Source organism: Streptomyces sp. NPDC051020, from assembly GCF_040683105.1.
Taxonomy (GTDB): Bacteria; Actinomycetota; Actinomycetes; order Streptomycetales; family Streptomycetaceae; genus Streptomyces.
In genome coordinates this window covers 1-10,342 of record NZ_JBFBCG010000136.1, presented here as the reverse complement: position 1 = coordinate 10,342, position 10,342 = coordinate 1, and the positions used below count along the sequence as shown (strand labels likewise).

The 10,342-nt window shown below is 68.6% G+C and carries 9 protein-coding genes and 1 pseudogene; 3 read left to right on the top strand and 7 right to left on the bottom strand.

The annotated features are described in order from the left end of the window. Positions 1-622: 622 nt before the first annotated feature. The 3 genes from AB0N06_RS36280 to AB0N06_RS36270 form a co-directional block, all read right to left on the bottom strand. A complete protein-coding gene (locus AB0N06_RS36280) occupies positions 623-1,555 on the bottom strand; it encodes a CPBP family intramembrane glutamic endopeptidase (RefSeq protein ID WP_366138953.1) in 933 nt (310 codons plus the stop codon). Positions 1,556-1,666: 111 nt separating this feature from the next. Next, the gene (locus AB0N06_RS36275; protein WP_366138952.1) at positions 1,667-2,500 is read right to left on the bottom strand and encodes a transposase family protein; all 834 of its coding nucleotides are present in this window, start codon (positions 2,498-2,500) and stop codon (positions 1,667-1,669) included. A 72-nt stretch (positions 2,501-2,572) separates the two neighbouring features. Further along, positions 2,573-3,025, bottom strand: a complete 453-nt coding sequence (locus tag AB0N06_RS36270; RefSeq protein ID WP_366138951.1) for a hypothetical protein — start codon at positions 3,023-3,025, stop codon at positions 2,573-2,575. Positions 3,026-3,155: 130 nt separating this feature from the next. Between AB0N06_RS36270 and AB0N06_RS36265 the strand changes: the two genes are divergently transcribed. Continuing rightward, the gene (locus AB0N06_RS36265) at positions 3,156-3,554 is read left to right on the top strand and encodes a nuclear transport factor 2 family protein (RefSeq protein ID WP_366138949.1); all 399 of its coding nucleotides are present in this window, start codon (positions 3,156-3,158) and stop codon (positions 3,552-3,554) included. Positions 3,555-3,961: 407 nt separating this feature from the next. On the opposite strand, the gene AB0N06_RS36260 is transcribed toward AB0N06_RS36265, so the two are convergent. The 4 genes and pseudogenes from AB0N06_RS36260 to AB0N06_RS36245 all read right to left on the bottom strand — a co-directional run bounded on the left by AB0N06_RS36260 (position 3,962) and on the right by AB0N06_RS36245 (position 6,889). Next, positions 3,962-4,606 (bottom strand): response regulator transcription factor, encoded by a 645-nt coding sequence (locus tag AB0N06_RS36260; RefSeq protein WP_366138948.1) that lies wholly within the window; start codon positions 4,604-4,606, stop codon positions 3,962-3,964. After that, positions 4,597-5,115: pseudogene (locus tag AB0N06_RS36255) on the bottom strand (ATP-binding protein); the annotation flags it as partial. The gene AB0N06_RS36260 and the pseudogene AB0N06_RS36255, both read right to left, overlap by 10 nt. A 6-nt stretch (positions 5,116-5,121) precedes the next feature. Further along, entirely contained in the window at positions 5,122-6,201 is a 1,080-nt protein-coding gene (locus AB0N06_RS36250; RefSeq protein WP_366138947.1) for a HAMP domain-containing sensor histidine kinase, read from the bottom strand. Beyond that, the gene (locus AB0N06_RS36245) at positions 6,194-6,889 is read right to left on the bottom strand and encodes a response regulator transcription factor (RefSeq protein WP_366138946.1); all 696 of its coding nucleotides are present in this window, start codon (positions 6,887-6,889) and stop codon (positions 6,194-6,196) included. Before AB0N06_RS36245 ends, AB0N06_RS36250 begins: the two co-directional genes overlap by 8 nt. 948 nt (positions 6,890-7,837) lie before the next feature. On the opposite strand from AB0N06_RS36245, the gene AB0N06_RS36240 reads away from it, so the two are divergent. Together AB0N06_RS36240 and AB0N06_RS36235 are read left to right on the top strand one after the other, a co-directional pair. Beyond that, the gene (locus tag AB0N06_RS36240) at positions 7,838-9,094 is read left to right on the top strand and encodes a serine hydrolase domain-containing protein (protein WP_366138945.1); all 1,257 of its coding nucleotides are present in this window, start codon (positions 7,838-7,840) and stop codon (positions 9,092-9,094) included. Positions 9,095-9,330: 236 nt separating this feature from the next. Then, positions 9,331-10,089: a VanZ family protein gene (locus AB0N06_RS36235; protein WP_366138944.1), complete on the top strand. Its 759-nt coding sequence runs from the start codon at positions 9,331-9,333 to the stop codon at positions 10,087-10,089. Positions 10,090-10,342: the final 253 nt, after the last annotated feature.

Here is a 10,342-nt window from a genome sequence, read left to right as displayed (position 1 = left end):
AGCGGGTACTTCCTCGGCGCAGGCATCGTCTGGGCTCCTCTCATGAGACCCATCTGACCCGCTGTCACCATTCCCCGCATCTCGGGGGAACCTCAGAGGGCCGGCTGGCGACGTCGAAGGCGTGCTCGGCCGCGCCGTGGACGCGGTCGACGGCGCCGTGGCTGCCGAGCGCGTAGACACGTCGTGCCCGCGGTCGTGGCGCTGGCCAGCCCGACATGGCAACGAGAGGTGTGGCTCGACCCAGATCAGTCCGAGGATCTCAACTACATCGTGCACGTGCGTCCATCTCCCCCGAAGAATTGCGCCGCACCGCACAGAGCCCCCGCCAACTTGAAGTCACAGGTCAAAGGGCTGGTGTGACGGTCTTCCGGAGTGCTCGCGCTGGTCGTGTGCGGCAGTCTGCGGAGTAGATCGTTTGTCAGCGTGTTTTCGACATGGACGTTCAGGATGGGAACACCAATGTCCGTTTGCGTGGCTCCGCCCCTGGACGGGTGCGGTGCGTGGGACGTACGTCAACGGGTTCACGCAATGTGGATGAGCACCTGGCCGTGGACTCTCAGCCCGCACCGCCTTGCCCAGGCCTTGGTGGCTCGGCCCGTGGTCGGCCCCGCAGAACACGCACTTACAGTCTGCGGATCGATGCGGGGTGAGGGACGGTTCGGGCCGTGTAGAAGGATGGCTGGAGTCGGCCGGTCAGCGCCAGGAAGGCGACGAACGCGCCTGTGACGATCCAGCCGGGCCATCCGGCCATGCTCATGTGCAGGGGATCCAGTGCTTCCTTGGAATCGGCGAACTCCGTGACCATGGCGACACTCACCGAACTCACGAACGCATGGCCGATGACGGCGGGTACGACCGAGCCGGAGCGCAGACGCAGCCATGTGAAGACGGGCAGGATGAGGAGGCAACTCACCAGCATGGCGGGCACCGAAACATACCAGGGCCGACCTGGGTACTGGCCGCCCATCAGCAGCGTGGGCAGGTGCCACAGGGCGAAGGCCGCGCCGGTGATTGCGTACGCCCGTATCAGGCTCCGGCGGTCACCGTCCTGTGCGAGGCGCGGAAAAAGGTAGCCCTGCCAGCCCAGTTCCTCACCGAAGAACAGCGGAAGCGACACCAGCATGTTCAACACCGCTGCGGCCGCCCACGAGCCGAGCCCGTTCCAGTGCACTCCACCGAACGGGTAACGGCCGGCGAAGGTACCGATGACAAGAGCAGCCGTGGTGAGGCCGGCGGGGACGACGAAAGCCATCAGGCACGCCCGTGCAGCACGCCCCCAGGGCTTCGTCCAGCGCAGGGCAAGCGTGTCCCGCACCCGGCCGCTGCGCTCGACCCAGCGGACGACGAGGATTGCGGCGAGGGCAGGCGCCAACATCGCGGCCGCGATGCACACCTGCTCCAGTGCACCAGTCTCCTCGCGTGCGTCACCGCGCTGGTAACCGCTGGCCAGGAGTGGTGACATGGCCGCCCACATGCCGATGTAAGCGACACCGAGGAAGATGAACAGACCACGTCGCCGGTTGACGAGCGGTAAGTGCCTGGTTGAAAGCGTCATGACGTGAAACCTACGGATCGGCGCAGCAGCGAGGAATCCAGCTAGAGCGCATATCGACAGTGGAGCTGACTCCCCTTCCTGCAGGGAGACCTCTCCACCCATCGAAGACAGTCAGCGGTTGACTTCGAGGTTCGTCAGGACCAGCAGAGCGCGCAGGAGGTGGGCGGCGCGGGCGGGGTTGGTGCGGAGTTTGGTGAGGGTCGGCCAGTTCTTGAGGTGGGCGAAGCCGTGTTCGGCTGGTGCTCGTCCGGTGGCAAGGACGCGGTTGGCGTCCTTCTGGCCTGGGGTGATCTTGCGGGCGCGGGTCGCGGTGAAGCCGATAGCGATCACGGGGTCACGGATGTCGTTGTCCAGGCCGCGGAAGCCGAGGTCCGCGAGGGCCCCGAGGTCGGCGGCACGCAGGTGAGCCAGGACGTGATCGTGGCGGGCGGCGCTGATGTCGTAGGTGCGGCCGGGCCGGGCCGCAGATATCCAGATCAAGTGGCCTCTCTCGAAGGTCAGGGCGAGAAAGTGCAGGCCATGATGGTGGTGTTTGCCGGAGTAGTTCCGTCGGTCGGCTCTTCCGGTGCGGCGCTGGGTGGGGATGAGGGTGCCGTCGATCAGGACGACCTCCCCGCCCCGCTCGGCGATCTTCTTCAGGGCGCGGTCCAGACGAGGGGCCTGCGCGGCGAGCAGCGCGATCAGTTCGTCGCGCCAGCGGCGGACGGTGGTCTCGGACACGTTGTTGCCGCCGGCCATGTCGGCGAGGCGCTGGTCGTAACGCAGCACGGCCAGGACGATCAGCGCGATCCTCCCGGGCGGCAAGATCCGCAACCTGGACCGTATCGCCTTCAGGCGGCGGCGCAGCACGTCGGCGAGGTGGTTGACGGTGCTCGTGGACAGCGGCAGACGGCACTGGTAGACAAGCGGGCAGGTGTCCTCGGCGGGTTCTTGGGTTTTCGTCACACAGGTCCAACGGCTGCCGGGGGCAATCCGGTTACGCCTGCGGCGCCCCGCTCCGGGCGGCGGCGTGCCTGGTCAGAGACGGGTTGTGAACCGGCCGTCGGGAAGTTTGCGCAGCCAGCCGCGGTCGGCCAGTCTGACCAGCTTCCCGCGCAGCGGTTCCAGCTTGGCCCGCACGCTGACGTCCACTCCCAGCATCTCGCCGACCTGCCGGGCCATGACCGGTCCGGCGGCCTGCCGCACGGCGGCGAGGATGCGCTGGTAGTCCGACGGGAGCGTGCTCTCCTCCACGTCCGGCGCGCGGTGCGGGATCAGCATGACCGCCCGACCACCCACCTGGCCCGGTACCGGCACGGCCGAAGCGCGCTCGTCGACCAGCTGCTCGCTCACCCGCACAAGGACGCGTTCGGCTACGGCGAGTTCGTCCCGTTCGGCCCCTACGTCCGCCAGCTCCTTGGCCGGCCGCTCTTCGAGTTCATCCAGTTCCACGCGCCGCGCGGTGATCCGTTCCAACAACTCGGGACCCATGCATCGGATCGTAGGAGGCCACCGGGGCACAGCCAGGACTGTTGCAAAGTCGCCTGATCTCGTGGGTGTGCTGGGCCGAAGTCGCCTCGACGCCATGTCCGTTGCCCCCTAGCGGTGTTACTGTCGCGCCATGTCCAAGATCGAGATTGACGCGATAGCCGCCGAATTCTTCGGAGCCTTCGACAACCGCGGCGGCAAGGCCGCGGACGTGGCCCGGATCCGCCGGCTTGTCATTCCGGGTGGCGTGATCGTGCTGACCGGGCCGAAGTACACGGTCTACACCGTGGACGAGTTCATCGAGCCGCGCGAACGCCTGCTCGCCGACGGCCGGTTGGTCGAGTTCTCGGAGTGGGAGACCTCCGAGCGAACCGAGATCGCGGGCGACATCGCGTCGCGCTTCGGCGAGTACCGGAAGGCCGGCATCCTGGACGGCGAGCCGTTCGAGGGCGGCGGGACCAAGACCCTCCAGTTCGTCCGCACCCCGGAGGGCTGGCGGATCGCGGCGTTCTCCTGGTACGACCAGCCCTGAGGGTCCGCAGGTCGCGGCGGCCCAAGGAGCGCGGGCTGGGCCGTCACGCACGCAGCGAAGCTCCGGTTGAACAGGGTGACCTTCCCAACTCGACGACATCGCCCTGGTGCGCTCACCGGACGAACTGGCCGGTCCGGCCGGTCCGCACGCGGACTACCTGGAGCCGATTGTCTGCCGCTTCTCCGGGCACCGTTGAGGCCGCTGAGTCAGACGCCGGCGAGGAAGTCGCGTCCCCGTTCGTCGAGCTCGGCCACGCACCGCAGGCCACGGGCCCGGAAGCGCGCGAGGTCGCCGCGCATTCGTGAGACGGCCTTTCGGGCGCCGTGCTGCGCTACTGGTACACCTGCCACCCGTCGTCCGTGTCCCGTCCTCCGGTCCCGGCGTTCTCCGGCTCCGCCGGGCGGGCCTCAGGACTCCAGGTACCGCAGGACCGCCAGGATCCGCCGGCTGTAGCCGGTGGTGTGGCCCAGCTCCAGCTTGTCGAAGACGGTGTTGAGGTTCTTCTCCACCGAACTCAGCGAGATGTGCAGCTTCTGCGCGATGGCCGTGTTGGTGTGCCCCTGCGCCAGCGCCTCCAGCACAGTGCGCTCGCGCGGGGTGAGCCGGGCGAGCGGATCGCCGTGCGTGGTGCGGATGACCAGCTGCCGGACGACCTCCGGGTCGATCGCCGCCCCGCCCGCGTGGATCCGCTCCAGCGCGTCGAGGAACTCCTCGACCTGGGCCACCCGGTCCTTGAGCAGGTAGCCGACCCGCTCCGCGTTGGACGCCAGCAGCTTGGCCGCGTAGTTGCGCTCGATGTGCTGCGAGAGCACCAGCACGCTCACCTCCGGCCACCGCTCGCGGATCTCCACGGCGGCCCGCAGCCCCTCGTCGGTGTGGGTCGGGGGCATCCGGATGTCGAGGACGACGACGTCCGGCTTCTGCGCCTCGACCTCCTGGAGGAGCGTCACCGCGTCGCCGAGCGCGGCCAGGACGTCGTGGCCCTCCTCGACGAGCAGCCGGACCAGGCCCTCCCTGAGCAGGGTCGAGTCCTCGGCGAGGATTACGCGCATGGGATCTCCGCGTTGATGGTGGTCGGTCCCCCCGGGGGGCTGTCGACATGCAGGACGCCGTCCAGCGCGGACACCCGGCTGAGCAGCCCGGTCAGGCCGCTGCCGGACGGGTCCGCGCAGCCCGTCCCGTTGTCCTCGACCCGGACGGTGAGCAGGGTGCCGCTGAGCGTCAGCCGCACCGAGATGGCCGTGGCCGAGGAGTGCTTGGCGGCGTTGGTCACGGACTCGGACACCACGAAGTAGGCGGCCGTCTCCACCGGTTTGGGCAGCGTCGCGCCGACTTCGTAGTGCGTCCGCAGCGGGATGCTGCACCGCTCGGCCACCCCGCCCAGCGCCTCTTCGAGACCGAGGCTGTCGAGCGCCGACGGGTACACCCGCCAGGCCACCTCGCGCAGTTCGGTCAGCACGCCCTGGGACTCCTCGTGGGCCTGGAGCAGCAGCGCGCCGGCCTGCTCGGGGTTGCGGCCCCGGCGGGCCCTGCCCAGCAGCATGCCCAGCGCCACCAGACGCGATGCTTACGGCGTGGCGGGAAGCCGAATCGTGACGAGGAGACCGCCGGTGGGGCGGGGTGTGAGGTCGAGGGTCCCGTCGTGTGCTCGGACGATGCTGTGCACGATGGCCAGCCCGAGGCCGACGCCGGCGTGCTCGTCGGTGCGGATGCGTGTTGTTCCGCGTTGGAAGGGTTCGGTGAGGGTCGGTACTAGTTCCGGTGGGAGCCGATGGCCGGTGTTCTCGACCCGCAGCACGCTCGCGTCGTGTTGCGATTCGGTGTGGACCGTTACGGTGCCGTCGGCGGGGAGGTTGTGGACGATGGCGTTCTGGACGAGGTTCGTCACCATCCGCAGTAGGAGCGCCGCGGAGCCGACGGTCTGTGTTTTCTCGCCGGTGGCGTTGAGCGTGATCTGACGCTGTTCGGCGAGGGGGAGCAGTGTTTCGGTGGCTTCTTCGGCGATGAGGGACAGGTCGATGGGCTCGCGGGTGAAGCTCCTGCGGTCGGCGCGGGTGAGCAGCAGGAGGGCCTCAGTGAGGTCGATCGCCCGCGTGTTGACGGTGTGGAGGCGTTCGATGAGTTCGCCCTGGTCCCGTGTGGGGTCGTTGCGGGCGACGTCGAGGAGTGTCTGGGAGATTGCCAGCGGGGTGCGCAGTTCGTGGGAGGCGTTCGCGGCGAATCGTTGCTGTTCGCCGAGGTGGGATTGGAGTTGTTCGAGCATGGTGTCGAACGCGTCGGCGAGTTCGCGGAATTCGTCTTTGGGGCCTTCCATGCGGATCCGATGGGACAGCGATCCGTTCGAGGCCATCCGTGCCGCGTCTGCGATCCGTGTGAGTGGTGCGAGCATCCGGCCGGCGAGGACCCATCCTCCCAGGAGGCCGAACACCAGTAGGAAGGCCAGTGCTGTGGCCGCGGCGGGGGCGAAGACGCGCACGAGGAGGTAGCGGTTGGGTGCGACCCCGAGAAGGCCCCTGGGGCTGTCGGGTACGTAGCGCAGCAGGAACACCCATACCACGGCCAGCAGGAGAGCGCCGGCGAGGAGGAGGAATCCGGCGTAGCTGATGGTGAGTTTCAGTCGGGCGCTGAGCCCTGGGCGTCTAGTCATGAGGGTTGCCAGGGTGGACGGGGTCCATGCCGGTGTCGATTCGGTAGCCGACGCCGGGCACCGTGGCGATGAGCCGTGGTTCGCCGAGTCGTTTGCGCAGGGCGGAGACGGTGATGCGGACGGCGTTGGTGAAGGGGTCGGCGTTCTGGTCCCAGGCCCGCTCCAAGAGTTCTTCGGCGCTGATGACACCGCCTTCGGCGGCGAGGAGGACTTCGAGCACGGCGAACTGCTTGCGGGTGAGCGCGACGTAGCGTCCATCACGGAAGACCTCCCGGCGAAAGGGGTCCAGCCGCAGGCCCGCGAGTTCGCGGACCGGGGGTCGGGCGTACGCGCGCCTGCGGTCGAGCGCCCGCAGCCGCATGACGAGCTCGCGAAGCTCGAACGGTTTGGTGAGGTAGTCATCGGCGCCGAGCTCGAACCCCGAAGCCTTGTCATCGATCCGGTCGGCAGCGGTGAGCATGAAAATCGGGACACCGCTGCCGGAGGCAACGATGCGCCGGGCGACCTCGTCACCGGAAGGGCCGGGAATGTCGCGGTCGAGGACGGCGATGTCGTAGACGTTGATGCTCAGCAGTTCCAGAGCGGTGTCGCCGTCACCTGCGATGTCGGCGGCGATCGCTTCCAGCCGGAGACCATCACGGACGGCTTCGGCCAGGTAGCGCTCGTCCTCCACGATCAGCACACGCATCCCTGAAGCCTAAGCAGCAGGGCATATCGCCGACATATGCAGCCTGCCTTAACGGCCTGCAAGGCGCTCACCAGCTTGCCTGGGCGACGCTTAGCCCGGAGAAACTACTTTTGATATGGCGAGGCCAGGTTGGGGCGACGCCATCAGGCGGTACCCGCCGCGTTCACCGCGGTCCACGCCGCCGACGCCGCGGCGCTGGAACGGGCGCCGCTGGACGGCGACACCCGCCGCGCCTATGACCTTCCTGGTCTGGCTGGAGGGCAGGGGACTGGACGGCGACCCGCTCGCCGACGCCCACGACCGCGACTTCGCCGTCCGCGACTACAAGATCCACATGGCAAAGGGTTGTCGGAGCAGGCGGCCGACGGCCCGTCGACTCTTTCAGGGACTCCAGCGGCAACGGTTTTGTGGCCAGCTCCGCCATCCACTTGGGCGGACCCGTCCAGATCTTCCGGTGGTTGCGCGTCCCGCCGCCGCGGTTCCCAGGCGTTCATGGTCCAGGGCAGACGTGCAAGCGTGACGGCGAGCTTGTCCTGGATGCTCGGCAGTGCGATGTTTTAGGACGAGTCGTCCAGCACCTGCAGTAGCCGGGCTGTCGCGATCACCAGCGACAGGGCCCTCTCACTGCCAGCTTGCGCTAGTGCCCCAACAGGCAACGTTCGCCCCGTCGCGACGCCCGGCACGCACTCTCGCCGCACCGGCCGAAAACCCAAGTACATCCAGTACGAGGGCTTCCGGCCGGCACGCCGACAGCACGCACCGGACGCCGCTCCTTTACGGGCAAACGTTGCCTGCCGCGGCACTAGTTCCTTGATGCCTGGGCTTCGATGTATCGCGGGCGTATCGAAAATCGCATACGCCACCGCAACAGTCTTCCGTCTTCAGTGGAGGCATGGACCGTAGCAGACCTGCAACGGTCGGTTTGTCGATCGGGAACGGATCGTGATCATGGACTCGGATTCCGTACGTGGTATTGACCGGCGGCGGCTGCTCGGGTGGGGCGGGTTGGCGGCAGCCGGCGTGGTGGCGGCCGGCGCGCCGCTGGTGGGCGCCCGACCCGGCCATGCCGTAGCTGCGGGACAGCACCGTCTGGCCCCGACTGACCCCGACATCCCACCGGACACCCGGCCCGGCGGAGCCTACGACCGGTACGTGGCGAAGCTGGCCGCCGAGGGCAAGTTCTCCGGCGTGGTGCTGTTGTCGCACCAGGGCCGGACGGTGCTGTCGCGCAGCTACGGCATGGCCGACAAGGAGAAGGGGATCCGCAACCACGAGGGCGTCGCGTTCAGCCTCAGCTCGGCGGGCAAGCCGTTCGAAGCGGTGGCCGTCTTGCAGCTGGCCCAGCAGGGCGAGCTGCGGCTGTCGGACACGGTGGGCACATACCTGACCGGCTTCGCAAAGGACATCGCCGATCAGGTGAACATCCATCACCTGCTGTCCGGCACCTCCGGGCTGGACAGCCCGGATGAGGACGTGCAACGCGTCTTCCAGGGCCGGGATGAGGTGCACCAGTACTACGAGCAGCGGGCCCGGCAGGCGAAACTGGTAGGCACCCCGGGCACCCTCGACACCGCCCACGCGGAGGCGGAGGTCTCCATTTCCGCGCTGATCGTGGAGGCCGTGACCGGCACGACGTACTGGGACTACGTCGAGGAACACATCTTCAAACGCTGCGGCATGACCAGCTCGGCGTTCTACACCAGGCCGCAGTGGCTCACCGACAAGGACATCGCGCACCCGTACATGACGCTGGCCGACGGCAGCCAGGTCGACGCCGTCCGCAACCTTGACAAGAGCAGCCCGAACCCGAACGTACTCGGCGACAACCCGGGCCGCGCCTTCATCGATGCCCCCGGGGACGGTGGCTTCGCCACCGCGCCGGATCTGGTCCGGTTCGCGCACGCGCTGGGCGACGGCACGCTCCTGGACCGGCCCTGGGCCGACGTGCTCACCGGGGCCAAGATCCCCCGCGGACCGGCGTCGTTCGGCGCGTACGGGATTCCGGTCTCCATCGTCAACGGCCAGTGGAAGTACCAGCGCGCCGGAGGCAACCCCGGTGTCGCCGCCAACTGGACCATCTACCCGTACACCGGCTGGGTCGGCGTCATCCTCAGCAACATCGACGGCGTGCCGCTGCAGGACATGATCGGGCGGGAGATACAGGCCATCACCGGGGCTACGCCCGGCGGCGGGTCAGGTGGCTGAGGTGACCCGGCGGCTGACCCGATGAGAAGGGATCTCCGCCTGCCCGGCGTGCCGGACAGGCGGAGGGCACCATCGGCCGGCGCTGACACCGCCCCTGCGCCGGTCGGCCTTCAGGAACTCCACCGCATCCACCACGGTGCGGGGTACAGCCGGACAACCGTCACATCTATGGGGACATCAAAGAAATCGCTCTGACCTGCGGGTAGTTTTCGCGGTCGGACGGAAGCGGAGGCAGCGTGATCATCAAGGGGTGGCACGGCTGGGTCGGTACGTTCACCGGCGTGGCCCTCATCACGGTGGCCGTACTGCCGTTGGCCGCGCTGACGGTGGGGGTTCTGGCACGTCGTCGGAGGGGCACCGGCATCACGCCGGCGTGGGCGATGTCGCTGGCCGAGGTCGGCATCGTCTACGGGACGGTGCCGTGGGTATGGATGATCATGTTGCCGGGCGGCCGGGCCGGCACCGTCCCCGCTCGAGTGAGCCTGGTGCCGCTGCGGGACCTGCTCACGACCCTCGCAGGCGACCCGCTGACGGCGACGGTCCAGGTCGTCGGCAACCTGCTGGTTTTCGCGGCGCTGGGGTTCTTCGCCCCGCTGCGGTTCGCGGCGCTGGCGTCGGTACCGCGGATCCTGGCGCTCGCGGCGGGCTGCTCGGTCCTGGTCGAGACCGCGCAGTACGTCCTGCGGCTGGACCGGGTGTCCTCTGTGGACGACGTACTGCTCAACGCCGCCGGCGCCGGGCTGGCCGCGCTGGTTTCGCGCCGCTGGTGGCGCGCTACGGCCAGAGCGTCGTCAGATCGACCTCGATCGGCCCCAGTACCGGGCTCCACCACCCCGCTCACGGAACCGGAGCCGTGTACCGAAACTCTGGGCGGAGAAGACCCGGGCTGCGCCGAGTGCGGCAGCCAGGACCTGCGCGCCGCGACCGGACGGTCGCGCCAGTACTGCTCCCGGGCGTGCCAGCAACGCGCCTACCGGGCGAGGACGACGGCGTAGGGCCGTTCACGTCGTCGGGAGGTCGGTGAGGTCCAAGCGACGGTCGGTGCGCAGCTGGATCTCGCCATACGGGGTCATGTTGGTGTGGAACAGCGGAGTGAGCCCGCGCCGCCCGCCAGCCTCCTCACGGGCAGCGCGGCGGAGCAGATCGAGAAGGTTGCACGGGCTTCCTCGTCGATCTGCTTCTCGTGTTCGGCGCGCAACCCGGTCCGGCCGTCGAGGCCCTCGCGCAGGATATCGGCGTGCCCGGCAT

What these genes read in the sequence shown, in the direction of transcription:
- AB0N06_RS36250 (WP_366138947.1), bottom strand. Translation starts at nt 6,201, where the DNA reads ATGACTAGACGCCCAGGGCTCAGCGCCCGACTGAAACTCACCATCAGC.
- AB0N06_RS36260 (WP_366138948.1), bottom strand. Translation starts at nt 4,606, where the DNA reads ATGCGCGTAATCCTCGCCGAGGACTCGACCCTGCTCAGGGAGGGCCTG.
- AB0N06_RS36280 (WP_366138953.1), bottom strand. Translation starts at nt 1,555, where the DNA reads ATGACGCTTTCAACCAGGCACTTACCGCTCGTCAACCGGCGACGTGGT.
- AB0N06_RS36265 (WP_366138949.1), top strand. Translation starts at nt 3,156, where the DNA reads ATGTCCAAGATCGAGATTGACGCGATAGCCGCCGAATTCTTCGGAGCC.
- AB0N06_RS36240 (WP_366138945.1), top strand. Translation starts at nt 7,838, where the DNA reads ATGGACTCGGATTCCGTACGTGGTATTGACCGGCGGCGGCTGCTCGGG.
- AB0N06_RS36270 (WP_366138951.1), bottom strand. Translation starts at nt 3,025, where the DNA reads ATGGGTCCCGAGTTGTTGGAACGGATCACCGCGCGGCGCGTGGAACTG.
- AB0N06_RS36245 (WP_366138946.1), bottom strand. Translation starts at nt 6,889, where the DNA reads ATGCGTGTGCTGATCGTGGAGGACGAGCGCTACCTGGCCGAAGCCGTC.